General features: G+C 41.6%; 16 protein-coding genes. 9 read left to right on the top strand and 7 right to left on the bottom strand.

All coding sequences use genetic code 11. The features are described from left to right. Positions 1 to 4: 4 nt before the first annotated feature. Both HOP08_07225 and HOP08_07220 read right to left on the bottom strand, forming a co-directional pair. The gene (locus tag HOP08_07225) at positions 5 to 1,279 is read right to left on the bottom strand and encodes a hypothetical protein (protein ID NOT74704.1); all 1,275 of its coding nucleotides are present in this window, start codon (positions 1,277 to 1,279) and stop codon (positions 5 to 7) included. Further along, positions 1,266 to 1,985: a type III pantothenate kinase gene (locus HOP08_07220; protein NOT74703.1), complete on the bottom strand. Its 720-nt coding sequence runs from the start codon at positions 1,983 to 1,985 to the stop codon at positions 1,266 to 1,268. The genes HOP08_07225 and HOP08_07220 overlap by 14 nt, the downstream gene beginning before the upstream one ends. Positions 1,986 to 2,213: 228 nt before the next feature. Here HOP08_07220 and HOP08_07215 point away from each other — a divergent pair, with 228 nt between their 5' ends. The 7 genes from HOP08_07215 (at position 2,214) to HOP08_07185 (ending at position 10,178) form a co-directional block, all read left to right on the top strand. After that, positions 2,214 to 2,549: a hypothetical protein gene (locus HOP08_07215; protein NOT74702.1), complete on the top strand. Its 336-nt coding sequence runs from the start codon at positions 2,214 to 2,216 to the stop codon at positions 2,547 to 2,549. A 96-nt stretch (positions 2,550 to 2,645) separates the two neighbouring features. Further along, positions 2,646 to 3,896 (top strand): TolC family protein, encoded by a 1,251-nt coding sequence (locus HOP08_07210; GenBank protein NOT74701.1) that lies wholly within the window; start codon positions 2,646 to 2,648, stop codon positions 3,894 to 3,896. Positions 3,897 to 3,907: 11 nt separating this feature from the next. After that, the gene (locus HOP08_07205; protein ID NOT74700.1) at positions 3,908 to 5,011 is read left to right on the top strand and encodes an efflux RND transporter periplasmic adaptor subunit; all 1,104 of its coding nucleotides are present in this window, start codon (positions 3,908 to 3,910) and stop codon (positions 5,009 to 5,011) included. A 24-nt stretch (positions 5,012 to 5,035) separates the two neighbouring features. After that, positions 5,036 to 8,143 (top strand): efflux RND transporter permease subunit, encoded by a 3,108-nt coding sequence (locus HOP08_07200; protein ID NOT74699.1) that lies wholly within the window; start codon positions 5,036 to 5,038, stop codon positions 8,141 to 8,143. A gap of 17 nt (positions 8,144 to 8,160) precedes the next feature. Further along, positions 8,161 to 8,928: an outer membrane beta-barrel protein gene (locus HOP08_07195; protein NOT74698.1), complete on the top strand. Its 768-nt coding sequence runs from the start codon at positions 8,161 to 8,163 to the stop codon at positions 8,926 to 8,928. A gap of 66 nt (positions 8,929 to 8,994) precedes the next feature. Further along, the gene (locus HOP08_07190) at positions 8,995 to 9,333 is read left to right on the top strand and encodes a hypothetical protein (GenBank protein ID NOT74697.1); all 339 of its coding nucleotides are present in this window, start codon (positions 8,995 to 8,997) and stop codon (positions 9,331 to 9,333) included. A gap of 83 nt (positions 9,334 to 9,416) precedes the next feature. Then, the gene (locus tag HOP08_07185) at positions 9,417 to 10,178 is read left to right on the top strand and encodes a transporter (GenBank protein NOT74696.1); all 762 of its coding nucleotides are present in this window, start codon (positions 9,417 to 9,419) and stop codon (positions 10,176 to 10,178) included. On the opposite strand, the gene nhaD is transcribed toward HOP08_07185, so the two are convergent. From nhaD to dnaK, 4 genes are all read right to left on the bottom strand, one after another. Continuing rightward, positions 10,175 to 11,458: a sodium:proton antiporter NhaD gene (gene nhaD / locus HOP08_07180; GenBank protein NOT74695.1), complete on the bottom strand. Its 1,284-nt coding sequence runs from the start codon at positions 11,456 to 11,458 to the stop codon at positions 10,175 to 10,177. The two genes, HOP08_07185 and nhaD, sit on opposite strands and share 4 nt — an antisense overlap. A gap of 110 nt (positions 11,459 to 11,568) precedes the next feature. Next, the gene (locus HOP08_07175) at positions 11,569 to 12,894 is read right to left on the bottom strand and encodes an aspartate kinase (GenBank protein ID NOT74694.1); all 1,326 of its coding nucleotides are present in this window, start codon (positions 12,892 to 12,894) and stop codon (positions 11,569 to 11,571) included. Positions 12,895 to 12,976: 82 nt separating this feature from the next. Then, positions 12,977 to 14,818, bottom strand: coding sequence for a hypothetical protein (locus tag HOP08_07170; GenBank protein NOT74693.1), 1,842 nt, complete (start codon positions 14,816 to 14,818; stop codon positions 12,977 to 12,979). A gap of 544 nt (positions 14,819 to 15,362) precedes the next feature. Next, positions 15,363 to 17,288, bottom strand: a complete 1,926-nt coding sequence (gene dnaK / locus HOP08_07165) for a molecular chaperone DnaK (protein ID NOT74692.1) — start codon at positions 17,286 to 17,288, stop codon at positions 15,363 to 15,365. 295 nt (positions 17,289 to 17,583) lie between these two features. On the opposite strand from dnaK, the gene HOP08_07160 reads away from it, so the two are divergent. Beyond that, positions 17,584 to 18,600: a rod shape-determining protein gene (locus HOP08_07160; GenBank protein NOT74691.1), complete on the top strand. Its 1,017-nt coding sequence runs from the start codon at positions 17,584 to 17,586 to the stop codon at positions 18,598 to 18,600. Between the two features lies 1 nt (position 18,601). Here the strand turns inward: HOP08_07160 and HOP08_07155 are convergent, their stop codons facing one another. After that, positions 18,602 to 19,573 carry an aldo/keto reductase gene (locus HOP08_07155; protein ID NOT74690.1) on the bottom strand — a complete coding sequence of 324 codons (972 nt, stop codon included), beginning with the start codon at positions 19,571 to 19,573 and terminating at the stop codon, positions 18,602 to 18,604. A 113-nt stretch (positions 19,574 to 19,686) separates the two neighbouring features. On the opposite strand from HOP08_07155, the gene HOP08_07150 reads away from it, so the two are divergent. Next, positions 19,687 to 21,270 (top strand): peptide chain release factor 3, encoded by a 1,584-nt coding sequence (locus tag HOP08_07150; GenBank protein NOT74689.1) that lies wholly within the window; start codon positions 19,687 to 19,689, stop codon positions 21,268 to 21,270. Positions 21,271 to 21,328 lie beyond the last annotated feature (58 nt).

Here is a 21,328-nt window from a genome sequence, read left to right as displayed (position 1 = left end):
ACTGTTAGTCAAATCTTCTTTTAATAAACCATTGATCCATAAATGTTATGCCAAAATAAAGTTTTAAATAATTCTCTTCAATATTATTTAAAGCCTTATCACCCTTTTTCCCCACTTTCAAAGCAACGTCCAAACTCGAATATCTGCCCACCGGGAGGGATAATCCAAAAGTAATGCCAAAATCCTTAACCCCGTTGCCATTCACCAAATAGGGGTAATTTTCATAGCTTACACCTGTTCGGTACGTAGCGCGCTTCAGGTAGCTGCTAAGTGAAGCTCCATCAGGAATCAATTCAAATCCTGCTCCTACTCTCCAGTTTGAACCACTATACGGATTTGTACCATCAAGTGCTCTGTAGCTTGAATAGTCTGAATAAAATCCATCAAGAGATGCGGTCCATTTACTGGCTCTTGAAATTGAAACTCCGAATGCAACGCTTTGCGGAAGGGTTATTTTTCCTGGCTTGTTTGGAATGAGTGCAGCAGAATCAATGATCTGACCGGAAGAATTGAGGCGATCCAATCGTTGAAAGAATGTTGTGTTTAATGTAGTTCCAAAATCATAAACGGCTCCGAAGTTAAGCCTGTATTTATTGTTAAACAGAGAATCAATATGATAGGAGGCAGCAGGGGAGAATTGAAAGCCTGAAACAGAACTTCTTTCGTAAACACTTGGAGCGACTGCAATCGGGAAGTTGGTAATAACATTCGTGAATTCATTTATCACGGCTCCGAACAGGTAAGCAGATTTCAACCCGACACGAAAGTTGTCATTTACACTTACTCCATTAGACCATGTAACCTGATTTACGCCTCCTGAGCCTTGCTCTGTAACATTTACAAAATTATTGGGGTCATTGTTTATGGGGGCTGAGTACTTTAAAAGGAAGTTATTCCTTGTATAAGGCATTAAGGTCAGGGAGGTAGTCCATTTGTTGAGTTTGATAGGGATAGCCAGGGCAAGGTAATTCAGATTACCACTTCCACTGTTTTCACTTCCGGTACTTGAATTCTGGGTTCTTTGCTCTCCAATTATACCTGCCTGGAACGTAGTAAGGCGATTATAAACCAGCAACGAGGGGTTCATATTGTTGACATACCAGTAAGTATGATTACTGATACCTGTGCCTCCCATTCCCATATTCTGGGTCAATGCGGTACTGAATTGCTCACCTACACCAAAGGATGAAAAAGGGCTGCGTGCTGCCTGCCCTGCCGCTAGTGAGCTGTACAACAGGAAACTTATCAGAAGGCAGAATTGAATTTTACGAAGTGACATTATATAACAGAATGCTGTTCAGGCCCATTAAAACCAGATCGGGGGCCACAAAGATGGTAGGATTCAGATGGTTTTCAAAAAAATGAGCATCCCCGCCGCACAAAATCACCCTCAGATCGTGGTATTCAGATTGGTAACGGGCAATGGTTCCTTTTATTTCTTCAAGTACCCCATTCATCACCCCACTTTGAAGGGATGTCAATGTATTGCTTCCTGTCAGGGGGAAATTCTGGGTAGGAGTCGCGTTAGGTAATTTGGCTGTAAAATGATGCATCGCTTCAAAGCGCATCTGCACACCGGGTGAGATCGCCCCGCCTTTATATTCACCTTTGTTATTAATGAATTCATAGTTGATGCAGGTTCCGGCATCAATAACAAGCACATTTTGTTTAGGAAACATCATATTGGCTCCACAGGCTGCTGCAATTCGATCAACACCCAAAGTTTCAGGTGTGTCATAGTGATTAAGAATAGGGAGAGAAAGTTTTGAATTCAAAATTAATTTGGCGCCATTTATTGAATGGTCAGCCAGGACTTCTTCTCCGTTATTTCTTACAGAGCTCACGATAAGGTTTTCGGGTTGAATTTCATTTAGTAATGAATAGAGTTCTGACAGACCGGTGACCGTGTGTTTCTTCAATAAGAAGCTTTGATCGAAAACTCCTGCTTTTATTGAAGTGTTGCCAATATCTATTGCGATGTTCATAAAGGCCTAATCTAAGGAAATGCCGGTTTTCTTGCTGACAAGAATAGAACCCTGAAATGAAATTTTCAATGTTCTAAAAATTATGTACCTCTTATGAGTGACATTTTTGTCATCGCAGAATCTAATGGGGATGGGTTCAAACGTTTGCGAGTTTATGACCAAGGTTTGCTTCGAAGCCTCTTTCATTTTGGCTGTCCTATAATTTCAAAATATAACTAGATTTACGACGTGAAAATCAAAAGGCTTTTATCGCTCACACTCATCCTGCTGACACTGCTGTGTTCATCCAGGAGCTTTTCCCAGGTGGAGAAGGCGGTAAAAGTTCCGCAGGAAAAAGCTCAATTTGTTGAATTTTCACAGGCAAATGCACATGAATTTCGTGAAAGCGTAAAAATTACATTTCAGGAAGAGAGCCGGTCCAACACCACTCTTTTCTGCCAACAGACTCCTCACTATTATTTCCATCAGCTTTCACTCAGAGAGCATGAAGCCTACTTAAAGGCTGATCAATTAAATCTCCCCTCCAAGAAATTATTTATTGATTTCGGAGCGATTATCATTTAAGTCCACCCCATTTTCTTTTGGCGATTCCGCCAGCGTGAACAATTGACCGTGTGTCAATAGATCATAATTTATTTATCAGTTTTTCAATTTTATCGTATGAAAAGATTTGCATGTCTTTTGATTTTTGCTTCGATCGTGTCGCTTGTGAAAGCGCAATCGCGTGATACCGTGCTGAGCTATCAGGAAGCAAAACAGAGAATGCTGAATTATAATCTTAGCATGTTGGCATCTTATTATGAAATCAACATTGCCAAAGCAAAAGTAATTCAGGCAAAGGTTTGGAATAACCCCAACTTTATTGTGAACGGGGACATGTACAACCAGGAGACAAATGAATACTTCGCTTTACGAAACCAATCCTTGTGGCAGTTTGAACAAACGTTCTCGATTGCAGGAAAGCACACAAACTCCGTAAGACTTGCCAGAATTGGTGTTGAAATGGCTGAGAAGCAAATGGAAGATGTCATCCGTAGCCTTCTCTATGAACTTGGTAGCAAATACAGTGACCTCGCTGCTCTTCAATCAAAACAAATTCTCTATCAGCAGGTAATACTGAATTACAATAAGTTAATGGATGCGACCCGCAAGCAACTTGAAGTAGGAGCGATCTCAACAATTGAGGCGGTTCGCCTTGAAGCTGAATACCTTGATGTGAAAGCAGATGCAATTGAAAACTTCAATCAGAAAGAAACAGTCAGCAGTGAACTGAGAACATTATTGCGTTTTCCGCAGGACACAGTGTTTTATGTTGAACAAAGGATACCCGTAGTGTCAGAAGAATTTGATCCTGCCTATTTAGCAACACAAGCAGTGGAAACCCGTCCTGATCTTCAGGCAGCCAAGATCAACATCCGGTATCAGCAAAGAAATTTAAAGCTTCAGCAGTCTTCCGGGATGCCGGATATCAAGTTTGGATATCAGCCTTATGACAGGGGAAGTAATTACATCCGTCCTTATCACGGATTTACGACAGAGCTCTTCCTTCCAATATTCGATCATAATCAGGGACGCATCAAGCAAGCTAAAATGTCCATTGCTCAATCTGATATTCAGTTCAAGCAACTTGAAAATCAGGCGCGAAATGAAGTGATCGCTGCCTACAACAGATATAAAAATTCAAATTCAGGTTTGCTGAATTATAATATTCAATTTCTCGATCGTCTGGCAGATTTGAATAAAAGCACGAATCAGAATTTTCAGAAGCGCAACATCAGCTTGCTTCAGTTTATCGATCAACAACGCATTTTTATTCTGACTAACATTCAGCTGATAGAGCTGAAGCAACAGTATCTGAATAATGTAAATGAATTAAATTTTTCCGTCGGCCAAACTTTAATTGACTATTAATGCCCGCTACTATGATAAAGACAAGTTACTTTTTTGCTCTATTGATTTTAATAGGAGCGTGTTCAAAAAAAGAGGAGAAAAAGCCGGAAGTAAAGGAAGCCTCTAACAAAATTTCATTTACAGATGAGCAGCTAAAATATGTTCAGATTGATACCGCCCGCAGCATTCCTGCTATGGATGAGTTCGCGGCTGTTGGAGAGGTAAGCTTCGATGAGAATAACGTCGTTCGTGTATATCCGATTGTTAGCGGAAGCGTCAGTAAAGTGAATGTCTCCCTGGGTGATTATATAAAGAAAGGTGAAATACTGGCCACCATTCTCAGTACCGATATCAGTACCTATCAACGGGATTACAATATCGCCAAGGCAAACTTTGAAGTAGCAGAATCAAATCTTGCACGCTCTACAGAATTGTTCAAATCAGGAATGTTGTCTGCTAAAGAGTATGCTGAAGTTCAGAAAGACTTCAGCAATGATCAGTCTGAGTTCAATGAAAAAAAGCAGATTCTTGAACTGTACGGAGGCTCTTCCAAAGAACTTGATGCCATGTTCAGGGTAGTGGCTCCAAGATCCGGATACATCGTAGAAAGAAATATTAATGAAGGAACTCAGATCCGTACCGACAATGCGATGAATATTTTCACGATCAGTGATCTTGAAACGATCTGGGTATGGGCTAACGTGCATGAAAGTGACATGGCGAAAGTAAGTGAAGGGGATCTCGTGACGGTTAAAACCATCGCTTATCCTGACAAAGAGTTTAAAGGTTCCATTAAAAAGATCGGCACTATGCTGGATCCTCAATCCCGTGTGATCAGGGTCAGAACAGAATTGGTTAACAAGGACGGATTGCTGAAGCCTGAAATGTTTGCCAATGTAATTATCACCCCAAAGAATCTTGTAAGAGTATTAGCGGTTCCTCAAACCTCCATTGTACTGGAGAACAACAACTACTTTGTTATGAAAGAAGTAGAACACAACACATTTGAAAAAGTGAAAGTGTTGGTAGGAAAAAATTATAACCAAAGCACGGAAATCAAAGGAGGTATAAAAGAAGGAGATCGCATCATCGCTGAAGGATCTCTTTTTGTACTAACCGGTTACAACCTGAAATAAAGTTTCACAGCACGACTCATACTCATGAATAAATTTATCAAGTCGATCATAACATTCTCTCTTAAGAACAAGATGATTGTTTTTATGGGAACCTTCGTTATCGTCGCGCTGGGTATTCGCAGTTTTTTAGCGACGCCTATTGAAGCATTTCCCGATGTGATCAACACCCGTGTTGTTATCATTACCCAGTGGCCTGGAAGAAGTGCCGAAGAAATGGAAAAGTTCGTCACCATTCCTGTAGAAATGGAGTTGAATGTTGTTCCAAAAAAGACAAGCCTCCGTTCGATTTCACTTTTCGGTCTTTCGGTTGTAACGATCTTTTTCGATGATGATGTAGATGATTTCTATGCACGCCAGGTAGTGTATAATCAAATCGAGAACGTCACTTTGCCTGATGGTGCGGAAGCAGAAGTTCAGCCTCCCTCCGGACCAACCGGAGAAATTTACCGGTACACTCTTGCAGGAGAAGGCAAGTCAATACGTGAACTTAAAGAGATTCAGGATTGGGTAATTGATAAAAGGCTAAAAGGAGTTTCAGGCGTTGCTGATGTGATCAGCTTTGGTGGTGAGGTAAAGATCTTCGAGGTGACATTGGATCCCAATCGCCTCATTGCTTATCAATTCTCAGCTGAAGATGTTTTTGATGCCGTCCAGGAAAACAATGGAAACGTCGGAGGTGACGTAATAGAAAGTGGTCCACAGACATTTTTAGTTCGGGGCCTGGGTCTGATCAAAAAAATGTCCGACATCGAAACAATCATCGTTAAGAACATAAATGGAACACCCATTTTCGTGAAAGATGTTGCTGAGGTTACAGAATCCTATAAGCCAAGACTTGGGAAAGTCGGACGTGGAGATGAACAGGATGTTGTGGAGGGTATTGTTCTTCTTCGCAAGGGAGAAAATCCAAGTGAGGTTCTTCAGCTTCTTAATACTACCATCGACGATCTTAACGGCAGAGTATTGCCGGATGGCGTAAAGATCAAAGTTTTTTATGATCGCACGACTCTTGTTAACCTGACCACTCATACGGTCATGGAGAATCTGATAGTGGGAATGTTATTAGTAACCTTCATTCTTTCCATTTTCCTCTTGGACTGGAGAACAACCGTTATCGTGGCGATCATCATTCCGCTGGCGCTGCTGTTTGCATTCATTTGTATGAAGATCAAAGGCATGTCTGCCAATCTTCTTTCTATTGGTGCTATTGACTTCGGAATTATCATTGATGGTGCGGTGGTGATGGTGGAAGGAGTCTTTGTTTATCTCGCGCATAGGCAGCATGAATTAGGTCTCGCCAAATTCAATCCCATGGCAAAAATGGGTATGGTTAAAAGAATTTCAGTTGAAATGGGTAAGCCTATTTTATACTCCAAGCTTATCATTATCACTGCTCTCTTGCCAATTTTTGCATTCCAAAAAGTGGAGGGTAAGATGTTCAGTCCATTGGCTTACACCATTGGGTTTGCATTGGCCGGAGCATTGATCTTTACGCTCACTCTTGTTCCTGTACTATGTCAGATATTATTGAAGAAGAATGTAAGAGAGCGTGATAATATCCTCGTTAAATCACTTGAGAGAGTTTACAAACCAGCTCTTGAATGGTCGCTTTCAAAACCTAAACTGAGCATTGGACTTTCTGTTGCTCTGTTGCTTGTGAGTCTTGGAATCGGTGGTCAGCTGGGAACAGAATTTCTTCCGCAATTGAATGAAGGTTCAATTTATGTAAGAGCAAGTATGCCTCAAAGCATCACGTTCTCAAGAGCAAATGTGATCTCGGGTGAGATGCGTCAGATATTTACAAAGTATCCCGAAGTGAAGGGTGTCATTTCACAGAATGGTCGTCCAAATGATGGAACGGATCCAACCGGATTCTTCAATGTTGAGTTCTTCGTCGATTTATATCCAAAAGATGATTGGACACGCGGCGTTTCAAAAGAAGAGATCATCAAGGACATGCAGGATAAATTGCTTGCTGAGTTTCCGGGTATCGTCTTTGGATTTTCCCAACCTATTTCAGACAACGTTCAGGAGGCTGTTTCAGGTGTAAAGGGTGAAATGGCGATCAAGATTTTTGGTGATGACTTTGTTGTGCTGGAGCGAAAAGCTGATAGCGTAAGAAATATAATGGCAACGATTCGTGGCGTTCAGGATCTGGGGATTTTTAAAAGCCTGGGTCAGCCTGAATTACGCGTTGAGCTGAATCGACTCAAGATGGCTCGCTACGGTGCAAATGTGGTTGAGGCCAATAACCTGATCGAGATGGCTGTTGGCGGAAAGAAGGTTTCTACTTTTTATGAAGGTGAAAGAAGATTTGATATTCGCGTTCGCTTCTCTCCTGAATATAGAAAATCAGAAAAGGAGATTGGTAAGCTGATGGTTCCGTGTACCAATGGAACAAAAATTCCTATGTCAGAAATAGCTGATATCATTCGTCAGACGGGACCCGCCTTTGTTTATCGTGAGGCTAATCAACGATTCATTCCGATTAAATTCTCCGTTCGCGGGCGCGATCTGGGAAGCACCATTGCAGAAGCACAGGGGAAAGTTGGTGCAGCTGTGAAGCTTGGTAAGGGATATCAGATGACGTGGAATGGTGAATTTGAAAACCAGGTGCGGGCCACTAATCAATTAAAAATTGTAGTGCCGATTTCCATTACGTTGATCTTTATGTGGTTGTTCTTCATGTTCAATTCATTGAAGTATGCTGGTATCGTTTTGCTGAATGTGCCTTTTGCTTTAATCGGAGGGATCCTGGGTCTCTACTTTGGGGGAATCAATTTCAGCATCTCAGCAGGAGTTGGATTCATAGCACTCTTTGGTGTCTGTGTTCAGAATGGTGTGATCATGGTAGATGTATTTAATAAAATGTATGATCAGGGACTGGAATTGAAAGAAGCCATTATTGAAGGAGCGATGACCCGTGTTCGTCCTGTTGTCATGACAGCATTGATGGCGGGCTTAGGATTGCTGCCTGCGGCGTTGTCAACGGGGATAGGATCGGAGACACAAAAGCCTTTGGCGGTTGTTGTGATTTGTGGATTAATCTCTGCCACCATTCTTACGCTGGTGACATTGCCAGCTATCTATCAACTGTGGAATAAGAGTACAGGGCATAAAGTTGGAAAATGAAGTTAATTGTAAGTGATATGAAAAAAATTACCTGTCTTGCAGCATTTGCTTTTATAGTGCTGCTTTCTCATTCTGGATTCTCTCAGCAATCGCTGAAAGAGAAGATTATAAGGGATGGAGAATTGGAGGATGCCAACGACAAAAAATTCCATGTTGGGATTAGCTTCAATCAGTATTTCAGTTCGATTTATGGAGAGACGCAAGCCACTTACTTCATCAAACCATCCATTGGATTTAATTTCAGGGCTGAGTATTATTTTAATAAATGGCTCGGAATCGGATTAGGTGTTGGATTTCAGCAACGTGGTGCAGGTATTAATGGCACTGATGTTACAGGTGGAGCTTTTTCTCATCCCTGGGTTTTTGTCAATACTCCTGAAGGATATAGAAGTGGTGATCCTGACTCTACTCATCTGGAACGATTAAGATTCAGCACTATTGAATTTCCGTTGACAATTTTGATCCGCACTCCAAAAGATTTTCTTCAGCAAGGAATGAGATTGAGTGGGGCTGTAGGGCCAACATTGATCCACATGTCACGCGTAAATCAGACGTACCAAAGCATAATAGATGGATTTCATCCTTATAATTTTGTAACGGAGAACTATGAGCGAAATCAATTTGGCATTCAGGGCTCGATTGGGTTTGACATTGATTCAGGCGGTGGTGGTAGCTTATTTCAGGTACACTTTGTGTACACAGAAACGTTTACAAATCTCTATGCAAATGGGGTTGCCAACGGAACTCAATGGACGGCTGGTGTCCGGCTTGGGTATATGTTTTAAGAATGATTTTACTGGATGATCTTTTGAGAGGTTTATTATCGATTGAATAATCATTAAATTTAAATAGTGAAAAAAATACTTTCTATTGGCTTTATCCTCATGGTGCTTTTATCATCAACAGGATATTCTTCGCCGAATGATTTTATGGTTCAGCCTGATGATCTTCCAACAGAAATGGGTTATGATTTCAGTGAGGACTCTGAAGTTGACCTTCATGAATTTCGTCAGGTGGTAAGTTTAAGCGCTTCTAACTCTATCGTATCAAATGAATTTCCCGTTTATCATATAAGTCAAGCGATCTTCTCCACTGTCAGCTTTGTACAGGCGCATAGTTTTCTGCAAATAATTTCGTGCAGTAAGCCCTCTCCCAAATTATTTCTCGATCACAACATTCTCGTACTTTAGAATTCTTCCCTGCTGGCGTATGCATCACGCCTGTTAGATTGATCAGCTCCGGTTTCAATCCTCTGTGATTCTATTTTTTTTGTATGGGAAGGTTTTTATTTATCGCTATTTGTTTGTTGAATGTTATCAGCGCTGCTTCTCAAAGCAAGCTGAATGAACTTACCGTGGATCGACCGGGCGTGGCAGAGACTCCCTTTACAGTTGCTCCTGGTCACTTTCAATTTGAAGTGGGTTTTGATTATTTCAAAAGATATAATGGTGAACAGTATCATTTGCCGATCGTACTTTTTCGCACAGGCCTTTCAAAAAGTGCCGAATTAAGGATTAGCTCAAAGCAATTTTTGGATAGAACAGAAGCTGTCCCCTACAATGAGATATCACCTGTATCACTGGGTGTCAAGCTTAGTATTGTTAAGCAGTATCATGGATTGCCGGAGATCGACATCCTGATGAATGTTATCGTGCCGATTGGCGCATCAACAAAGATGAATGTTGGCCCTGAATTTCTTCTATTATTCCAAAATGATTTCTATCCCAACACGGCAATCAACTATAACATTGGTTTTCTCTGGGATCATGTCCGTCAGAAAAATTATTTCACAGCCTCTTTTTGTTTCAATTACCTCCCGACAGAAAGAGTAGGTATGTTCATTGAGTATTTTAACTATATGCCAGATGGATGGCCAGGAGAGCATGGCTTTGATGGAGGATTTACTTACCTGCTCGCTCCGCAATTGCAAATTGATATTTCTGCCGGGTTGAGTAGAGTGGAAAAAGTAAACAACCTGTTTTTATCAACAGGATTTTCATTCAGGATCGACAGGAAATCCCCTCTTTCAAACTAATGCATGAGGTTGTAGATCAAGAGGTATGATCCGCATCCGGCAAAGTATCCAAGTAAAGCAATGAGACTGATTCGTTTCATATACCAGATGAAATCGATTTTTTCCATTCCCATCACAGCAACTCCTGCTGCAGAACCAATGATCAGAATGCTACCTCCTGTTCCTGCACAATAAGCAAGATATTCCCATATGAAGTGATCCATGGGATATGTATCCATGCTGTACATTCCCATACTGGCAGCTACCAATGGAACATTATCCACAATCGCGGAAAGCATTCCAATAAGTGTGATGATCACTGACTGGCTTCCTACTGTAGAATCTAACCAGACAGCAAAGTGATGAAGGATTTCCATCGACTCAAGGGCAGCTACAGCTAACAAAATCCCCAAAAAGAAAAGGACACTTGAAGTATCAATGCGTTGAAGAGCGCCCGCTGCAGTATAAGGTTTTCTCAATGTCTCATCAGCATGTGGATTGATTAATTCAGAAACTACCCACAATACTCCTAGTCCCAGCAACATTCCGATATAAGGAGGAAGATGGGTGATCGTCTTGAAAGCAGGAACAAAAACCAAAGCTCCTACTCCAAGAAAAAGCATGATGTTGCTTCCCTTGATGTTCTCTTTTTCATCGCCTCCGTTTTCGTCTTCCTTAGGAGCCTCACCCAGGCTTCCCTTCATTGTAAACGTTAGATAAAGCAACGGAACAAGCATGCAGACCATGCTTGGAATAAAAAGTACTTTAATAATATTTCCAGTAGAGATCTGTCCGCCAATCCAAAGCATGGTAGTAGTAACATCCCCGATAGGCGTCCACGCGCCACCGGCATTTGCAGCGATCACAATCATACCTGCAAAAAACATTCGCATATCTTTCGATGGAATCAACTTGCGGATGAGTGACACCATTACTATTGCAGTTGTAAGATTGTCGAGTATGGAGGATAGAAAGAAAGTCACCAAACAGATAAGCCACAAAAGCTTTACTGCATTTTTTGTTTGAATCTTATCGGTGATTAATCGGAAACCCTGGTAAGCATCGACTAATTCTACAATCGTCATTGCTCCAAGCAGGAAAAACAGAATAGAAGAGATCTGACTGAGATGCTCGCCGAGTTGAAGTCCTACATGTTCTTTATCATCCGAGGATAACGCATAAATAGTCCAGCATAACACACCCGTCAATAAGGCTGATGCGGTTTTATTGATTTTGATGGGATGCTCCAGTGCGATGGCGAAGTAGCCAACTATGAAGATGATGACAATGAAGACTTCCATGAGAGAACGGTTTTAGGTCGTAAGTAAAGATAAACCAAAAAACCCCTTTTCAGAGTCCAAGCATATTAATTCTGACTAAATCTTATAAGCGGTTTAACATGGGAAAATTGCTATTCCCCAAGGTTAAAAAGCCCCTGATTTAACAGTCGTAAGGATTTTTCTTTTTGTGCAGTATCCACCAGAATGGAGATGTTATTATGACTTCCACCGTAGGAAACCATGCGGACAGGGACATCTGCAAGCGATTGAAATACCTCTTTCAATACACCCTCCTTTTCAGCAAGCCGATTGCCCACCACACAAATGATTGACTGATTTTTGTCCACTTCAATGATACCGAAATTTTCGAGTTCTCCAGTGATTTCTGATAAGTGGCTGGCATCATCAATGGTGACTGAAACCGCAACCTCGGATGTTGAGATCATATCGATCGATGTCTTGTATTTTTCAAACACCTCAAACACACGGCGTAAGAAACCAAACGCAAGAAGCATTCGGGAAGATTTAATGTTAATCGCAATGATACCATCTTTTGCAGCAATGGCTTTGAATTGTCCGCTGGTTCCTTTGTTGCTGATAAGGGTACCGAAGGCCTTTTCATCCATGGTATTCTTGAGACGCACAGGCACTCCATACTTCTGCGCAGGTACAATGGTAGAAGGATGCAGGATCTTTGCACCGAAATAGGCAAGCTCTGATGCTTCGTCGAACGTGAGCTCTGCAATCGGCATGGTTTTCTTCACAACACGCGGATCATTATTGTGCATTCCATCGATGTCAGTCCAGATCTGGATTTCTTCTGCGCGTATACCAGCACCGATTAGAGAAGCAGTATAATCACTTCCGCCTCGTTTCAGGTTATCAATTTCATTGCGATGATTGCGGCAGATGTATCCTTGCGTGATAAGAACATCAAGATGACTCATAGACGGGAGAAGCGCCTTCAGTCGTTCGCTGATCTTCTCCAATTCAGGTTCCTGATTTTCATCAATTGACATAAAATGAAGCGCAGGAAGTAATCTCGAATCTACTTTCTGCTGACGGAGATAATAATAGAAGAACTCTGTTGAGGCAAGCTCTCCCTGTGCAAGAAGCTCACGATTGCTGCGGTCATCAAATGCTCCTGCTGCCAGAAGACGGATCAGACTGAAGTATCGGCTTACAATATCCTGACCTATGGCAGTGTATTCAGGTGAAGAATATAATTCAGTTGCGTATTGTATATAGTGCTTTTCGAGCTGACTGATCTCTTTCTCTGCTTCACTTTTTTTGCCGGCTAACAAGTGTTCACCAATCTTCACAAGGGTATTGGTAGTTCCACTGAGAGCAGAAAGCACAACAATTTTCTTTCCAGGCGTACGAAGAACCAGCTCTGCTATCGTTTTCAAACGCTCTGGTTTGCCAACCGACGTACCACCAAATTTCATTATCAACATACTCGACCCATTTAAAGGGCCACAAAGATAAATTATAGTTAGGAATTAGGAGCAATGAGCTACTAATAATTGAGGGATCTAATTATAAGTCCTTCTTGTCTATGATTATTAATTTTCGATTGACATTATCGAAGAAGCCAAAAGGGAAAGTATCAGTTCTCATGGATAAGATCAGGTGATCTGGAGTGGTTGAAAAATCTCCAAAAAAGGAATAAGCACCGTTATAAGTGCTCCCATAATTTATGGTTTTAATAGTGCTGCCTGTAATTATGTCAAGCTTCATCAAGGTCGCCAGCGTATAAGATTTCTGAAAAGGATTACCCGCAAACAGATTACCGATTCTTCCACCGAGATAGAGCCCGTCTTTATCACACGCCGCTTTTTGAATAAATACCTCATCATTTTGAGGGTTGATTTTCCTGAAGAAGTTAACCTTACCGGATCCGATGTTTAATGAATGGATGAAGATGCACACATTCGTGTCATTGGGAACAGTATAAATTGAATATAGATCCTTACCAGGACCTGTAATCAGATGTGCCCTGAAAGTCGGAGAGTACCGTGTTTCTTTTTCATAGATAACATTGGACCATTTTTCAATAAATCGATTGTTATACGAAAATGTTCTCAGTGTCATTTTAGACACTTCTGATGGAACGGTCAGTGTTGCATTGAATACGTTTTCTGTTGAGGCTGCCGGACTATTATAATCCATAACTGAAATGAGAGAATCAGTGACAATTGCCTTGTAGAAGCCATGATGTGGAAATGGAAAAACACTGTCGATCCTTGCAGAGCGATCCATGGTGAGATCTCCATGATGATTTAAAAGTTTTTGAATATTTAAATAGGGCCGTGTCCCCGTTGAACTTTGCTGATATCCTGCGCTTAAAATGATAAAAGTTCCAGCGCTGTCCTGAGTTACACCATTATAAAGTATAGTTGTTTGATCACGGATTTCAATCTGAAAGTTCTTGTGCTGATCGTTCAATCGGATATCAACAGGCAGGTGATTATTGACCGGCTCCCCAAAAGCGACAGAGACTTGATTCGCTAAAAGAAAATAGTTCTTTACCTGGAATTCGTAGAGGCTTCCTCCCATGATACCTCGGGTGGTAATAATCTTCGAATGGTAAGGAGCGCCATCTAAAAATACTTCCAGGGTGTCATTTCGCATTGCAAGCGCTGATGGAGGAGGGCCTTCAATTTCATAGGAGATCTCCTGAGGTTTAAAATCAGACGTCACTGTTGTATGATATATCAGGTGTTTGCCATTCACCATCCGATGATAAGCGAATTGAAAAAACGGATCCGCCACAAAGGAGTAAAGGAAGAAAGTGATTGAAACGATCAACACTGATTTCAATACACCCTTAAACTTTTGTTCGTGAATAACACTTAATGAAAAGAGCAGATATGCAAAAGTCGGAATCATCCAGAATAACGTATAGGTCGTCATAGTGGCGGAAGTCGTATCCGATAAGGCTATTTCAGCAATAGCTGAGAAGAAGGTTACTATGAAGACTGACTCAGAGATGATATAAAGACTTATCGGCAGGCTTTGTGATCTGATCTTCTGCCATTTGAGATTTATGATAAGTAATGTCAGGTAGAATACTGGAACGATCTCAATAAGAAAGATTGCAGATTTGAAAGAGTCGTTAAAGTTCGAGTATGATTCTCTTGTTTCAAATACACGTCGTGGAATTGCCCACGTAAAATCATCGCTATCAGAAAAGATCTTCACGGTGAACAGAAGAATGGCACATCCGATCGATGTTAAAATAAGGGAAAACCTCAGTGGGCTTGTATAGGCAGCAGTGTTATCGAGTACTTTTTTGGGATTGTATAGAAGTGTGAGAAATGTCTTTACTAAACCATGATCGACATCCAGAACTTCTGTTAAAGCATCTTTAATTTTCACGCTGAAAGATATTTATAAACGATACAGCAATCGTCAGCACAGTCCATCTGGCCCTAATGTACTGATTAATCATTTTAGTCCTGAGACTGATAATCCAGCTCGATCCTGCGTCTTCAAATTAGTGCAATCTTCTCTGATCCCTTCCCAATGAAAAGGCCTGCTTCACAGCTCTTACCCAGTTCCATTGCCTGGTCTTCCCCTTAAATCGAGGGGGGTGACCGTGGAGTGACCGTGGGGTGACCGTGGGTCGACCGTGCTTTTGAGTGATTTTCGTTGAATTGATGCTGGAAACGGTGGTGCACACTCAAAAAAGTGTGCAACTGAGCAAATTATTAGGTTTTAGACTTCCTAACTTTTGCTATCCAGGCATTCCAGGTATTCCAAAAAGAACCTATAGCCCCCTTACTTATCAGAAGACAAGAACGGGAAATGTATAGTTGAGGTTCATTAAGAAATGGAAGTTATTGTTGAGATCTATTGCTAACTGATATAAAAAAAGCGCTCCAGTTTCCCGGAGCGCTTTTGTTCTTTAATCTATTCTGAATTACTTCTTTACTTCCTCAAACTCTACATCCGTTGCATCAGCACTTCCGGTAGTTGCACCACCTGTGTTGCCGCCATCGGTTGGAGCACCTGCCTGAGGACCACCTGCTGCACCTGCACCAGATGCTGCATAGATTTCCTGAGAAGCAGCCTGCCACGCAGCGTTAAGAGCTTCCATAGCGCTTTCAATCGCTGTGATGTCCTGACCCTTATGTGCTTCCTTCAATTTTTCAAGTCCACCGTTGATGGCGGTCTTGTTTCCTTCTGAAAGTTTATCACCAAATTCTTTCAACTGTTTTTCAGTCTGGAAGATGAGTGAATCAGCCGCGTTGATCTTTTCGATCTTTTCCTTTTCCTTCTTATCAGATTCTGCATTGGCTTGTGCCTCCTGCTTCATCTTTTGAATTTCCGCATCGGTTAAACCGCTGGAAGCTTCAATTCTGATCTTCTGCTCTTTGCCAGTACCCTGATCTTTTGCAGACACATGAAGGATACCATTCGCATCCACATCAAATGTTACTTCAATCTTTGGCATACCGCGCGGTGCTGGAGGAATTCCATCCAGGTGGAATCTTCCGATCGTACGATTGTATTGCGCCATCTCGCGCTCGCCTTGCAATACATGTATTTCTACAGATGGCTGACTATCAGATGCTGTTGAAAACACTTCTGATTTCTTTGAAGGAATCGTTGTGTTGGATTCAATGAGCTTCGTGAATACACCACCCATTGTTTCGATACCCAATGAAAGTGGAGTAACATCCAGCAATAACACATCCTTAACTTCTCCTGTCAATACACCACCCTGGATCGCAGCACCTACTGCTACCACTTCATCAGGATTAACTCCCTTGGATGGTTTCTTGCCGAAGAATTTTTCTACTTCTTCCTGAATTCTTGGGATACGGGTAGAACCTCCTACCAGGATCACTTCATCAATTTGTCCAACAGAAACACCTGAGTCAGCAACCGCTTTGCGGCATGGCTCCAATGTTCTCTTGATCAAGTCATCACAAAGTTGTTCAAACTTTGCGCGGCTGAGTTTTCTTACCAAGTGCTCAGGTACACCATCCACAGAAGTGATGTAAGGAAGATTGATTTCAGTCTCCTGCGAGCTTGATAATTCAATCTTGGCTTTTTCTGCTGCTTCCTTCAGGCGTTGAAGCGCCATTGGATCTTTTCTTAAATCAATATTCTTATCTGACTTGAATTCATCAGCAAGCCAGTTCATGATGCGCATATCAAAGTCGTCACCACCAAGGTGAACATCACCATTGGTTGACTTCACTTCAAATACACCATCTCCCAATTCAAGGATTGACACGTCGAATGTACCACCACCAAGGTCATACACAGCGATCTTCATGTCTTTGCTTTTCTTATCAAGACCGTAAGCAAGTGCTGCTGCTGTCGGTTCGTTGATAATACGTTTTACATCAAGACCTGCGATCTGTCCGGCTTCTTTTGTTGCCTGACGTTCAGCATCATTAAAGTATGCTGGAACTGTAACGATTGCCTCGGTAACAGTTGTTCCAAGATAATCTTCTGCTGTGCTCTTCATTTTCTGAAGGATCATTGCAGATAATTCCTGAGGTGTATATAAGCGATCACCGATGCGAACACGCACTGTGTCGTTGCTTCCACTTTCAACTCCGTAGCTTACCATCTTCATTTCGCCACTTACTTCGGCGAATTTTTTCCCCATAAAACGCTTGATGGAAGAAACGGTGTTCTTTGGATTGGTGATAGCCTGACGCTTTGCAGGATCTCCCACTTTGCGTTCACCTTTTCCGTTATCTAAAAATGCGACGATCGAAGGTGTTGTCCTTCTTCCCTCGCTGTTGGCAATGACCACCGGCTCGCTGCCTTCCATTACGGCAACGCAGGAGTTGGTCGTTCCTAAGTCTATTCCTATTATTTTTCCCATGATATTTCTAGTTGTTTTTAGTCTGGTCTCTCCTCCTTAATCAATGGTTATGCCAATAGGCTTTTTAGGCTCAAAAGTGACACAATGGCAGGAAAACCTTGGATTTATAATGAAAATGATGACTTTTTAGGAAAAATGCCGGGTGCATTAAATAAGCCGTCATGCTCTATAAACTGATGTTGGAAAGGGATGGTCCAGAAGCGTTTTAATGAATTCTTACAATAATGAATTTATAATAGCGCAATCTGTACTCTCACGGCTATTCCTTTTACATTTATTCATCAATACAATTTTTATGAATCTATTTAAAACCAAGAGCTTCGCCATTGATCTCGGAAACGACAATACTCTTTTAACTGATAAAGAGAATATTCTTTTGTCGCAGGCATCCTACATAGTATTTGATAGGGAAAATAATTCAGTGAAGGCAGTAGGGAACGACGCTTATACGATTTTTGAAAAAAGTCACTATAATTTAAAGACAGTTAAACCACTTGTGCGTGGAGTGATCGCTGACTATGAATCTGCTTCCAGGATGATTCGTGAGATGGTATCGAAGATCTATGCACGATCTACCCGTCTGAGAGGTTTCGATACGATCATTTCCGGAGTTCCATATTCAACTACGGAAGTAGAGCGCAGGGCTTTGCGTGATACACTCGACCAATTCAATGCAAGAAAATCCTTTCTTCTATTCGAGCCACTTGCCGCGGCAATGGGCATGGGACTTAACATTCGTGAGCCTGATGGTAAAATGATCGTAGACATCGGTGGCGGCATCACTGAGATCGTTGTTATATCCCTTTCGGGGATAGCAGTATTTCAATCCAGTCGCGTTGCCGGAGATATATTTAATGAAGAGATCCAGGATTTCTTTCGAAGACATCATGGAATGTCTATTGGTTTAAGAACTGCGGAGCAGATCAAAATTCAGGTGGGAGCCGTGATGAATGATATTGTCAATCCTCCAGCGCCCATGATGGTGAGGGGAAAGGATATCCTTGAGGGGATTCCTGTAAACAGGCAGACTGACCACAAGGAGATTGCAGAGGTGTTGAACAAATCAATTACATCAATAGAGGAGAGTATTGTTCAAACACTTGAAACATGTCCTCCGGAACTGGCCGGCGATATTTATTCCAATGGAATTTATGTTACAGGTGGTGGTGCATTGCTGAGAGGCTTGAAAGAACGCCTTGAAACAACCATTGGACTTAAAACCCATATTGATCAACATCCTTTGTTATCTGTCACGAAAGGAATATCAAAGACGCTGAGCGATCCTTCTAAGTTTAAATCAATACTTGTTTAAACTATTGCGACCATTCGGTTGTGGTACGATCCCACCGATGACTTTTCAACTTGAGGGCAAGGGATTTTTCAAGCTTACTACCTGAGCTCGCTGCCATGTTTGCTTCAACATTTTTTACTTTTCTCATCCCGGGTATGGTGGTATGGACATCATCGTTGAGTAAAATAAATTTCAAAGCAAGTTCAGGCATTGTCATTCCTGCCGGGATGTGTGGTCTTAGTGCATCAGCATGCTCCACACTTGAAATGAGATTCTCTTTAACGAAATAAGTTGATCGCCAATCATCTGTTGGGAAAGTAGTGTCTTTCGTCATCGTTCCGGTGAGCGTACCTTCATCAAAAGGTACTCTTGCAATCACCCCGATGTCTAATTTCTTGCAGAGAGGAAAGAGATGATCCTCTGGCGCCTGATCAAAAATATTATAGATCACCTGAACGGAATCTATTAATCCTGTTCTTAATGTATTGAGAACGTTTTCAGGTTCCCATCGATTCACGCTAATCCCAATACTTTTGATCTTTCCTTCTTTTTTCAATTTGGCAACAGCTTCTTTCCATTCATCTGAAACAGACCATTGATCATCCCATACATGAAATTGCTGGAGATCGATGCTTTCAACATTCAGATTCTTTAAACTCTTCTCAGTGTATTCAATAATGTGTGAAGCGGGAAAGCAATCCTCTATCCGGTATTCAGGCTTTGATGGCCATTTGAAATTCATCGGAGGAATTTTCGTGGCAGCATATAGCTTTTTATTTGGATGTCTGCGAAGCAATTTTCCAAGGATCTGTTCACTTTTTCCTGCTCCATATCCCCAGGCTGTGTCAAAGAAATTGCAATCCAACTCTACCGATTTTTCAAGAGCTCTTTCTATTTCATCCTCTTCATTTCCAGTCCATCCGGCAAGTCCCCACATGCCATATCCTATCTCACTGATGTTCCAGTTCGTTCGGCCGAATCTTCTTGTATTCATAATGGTCTTTTGTTTGAGTGCAATTTATAGAGTAGCCATTAGATAACTCCATAGACTTTATAAAACAAAGTTCAGATTTCACCTTTTGACTATACCTTTGCGGCACTTTACTTATGAATATTAGCCAGGAAATCGCTAAACGAAGAACGTTTGGCATCATTAGTCACCCGGATGCAGGAAAAACAACCCTCACTGAAAAGCTCTTGCTATTCGGGGGAGCCATACAAAAAGCAGGTGCCGTCAAGTCATCCAAAATAAAGGATCACGCCCGAAGTGATTGGATGGAGATTGAAAAGCAGAGAGGTATCTCTGTGGCAACCTCTGTTATGGGATTTAATTATCAGGATATTAAGATCAATTTACTGGATACTCCAGGTCACCAGGACTTTGCCGAAGATACATACCGTACGCTTACCGCTGTGGACAGTGTGATCCTGGTCATTGATTGTGTGAAGGGTGTCGAGTCTCAGACTGAAAAATTGATGGAGGTGTGCCGAATGAGAAATACACCAGTAATTTGCTTCATCAATAAACTTGATCGTGAAGGACAGGATGTTTTTGATCTGCTGGATGAGATCGAAGAAAAACTGAGTATCAAAGTTCGGCCTCTTAGCTGGCCGATCAGCATGGGAAAGACTTTTAAAGGAGTTTATAATCTCTATGATAAAACACTGAACCTGTTTACACCCAGCAAGACGGTTGTTCAGGAAGGTATCCAGATAGATGATATCAACAGTGAAGAAATTGACAAGCTTGTTGGAGAGAATAATGCCAGACAGTTGCGTCAGGATGTTGAGTTAGTGGAGGGTGTTTATCCTGATTTTGATATTCAAAAGTATCAGGATGGTATTGTTGCCCCTGTTTTTTTCGGAAGTGCCGTAAATAACTTTGGTGTTAAAGAATTGCTGGACACTTTTATCCGCATTGCTCCGACTCCACGTCCCCGTGAGACGACCGTTCGTGTCATTCCTCCGGAAGAAGCAAAGTTCTCCGGTTTTGTTTTTAAGATTCACGCAAACATGGATCCCAAGCACAGAAACCGGATCGCATTCGTTCGTGTTTGTTCAGGAACTTTCGAGCGAGGTAATAATTACTATCACGTAAGGCAGGAAAAGAGTTTCCGTTTTTCCAACGCAACAGCATTCCTTGCGCAGGATCGGGAGACAATTGATGAAGCCTGGCCGGGAGATATTGTCGGGATCTATGATACAGGAAATCTGAAGATCGGCGACACTCTTACTGAGGGAGAGAAGTATCAATACACCGGGATACCAAGTTTTTCTCCGGAGATCTTCAAAGAGGTCATCAATAAGGATGCAATGAAAAGCAAGCAGCTTGAAAAAGGATTGCTTCAGCTAATGGAAGAAGGCGTCGCTCAGCTTTTCACGTTTGATATTGGAAACAGAAAAGTAATTGGAACCGTTGGAGCACTTCAGTTTGAGGTAATCCAATTCCGCTTAAAGCATGAGTATAGTGCAACAGTTGAATTTGTATCACAGAATATGTTTAAAGCCTGCTGGATCAGCAGCGACAGTGAGACCAAGCTCCAGGAATTTATAAACTCAAAGCTGAGATACATCGCCCGGGATAAGGATGGTAAAGTAGTATTTATGGCCGAGTCAAGAGCATGGCTTCAAATGGTTCAGGATAATTTTCCAGATATCAAGTTTCATTTTACGTCTGAGTTTAAGGATTAGCCTGTTGGTTAAGGTTTGGTATTTCAGAACTCAGTATGTCCAATCTTAGATTAACTAT

It is taken from the genome of Cyclobacteriaceae bacterium, assembly GCA_013141055.1.
Lineage (GTDB): Bacteria > Bacteroidota > Bacteroidia > Cytophagales > Cyclobacteriaceae > ELB16-189.
Note: the sequence above shows the minus strand (reverse complement) of the source record. Positions and strands in the feature narration are given on the sequence as shown.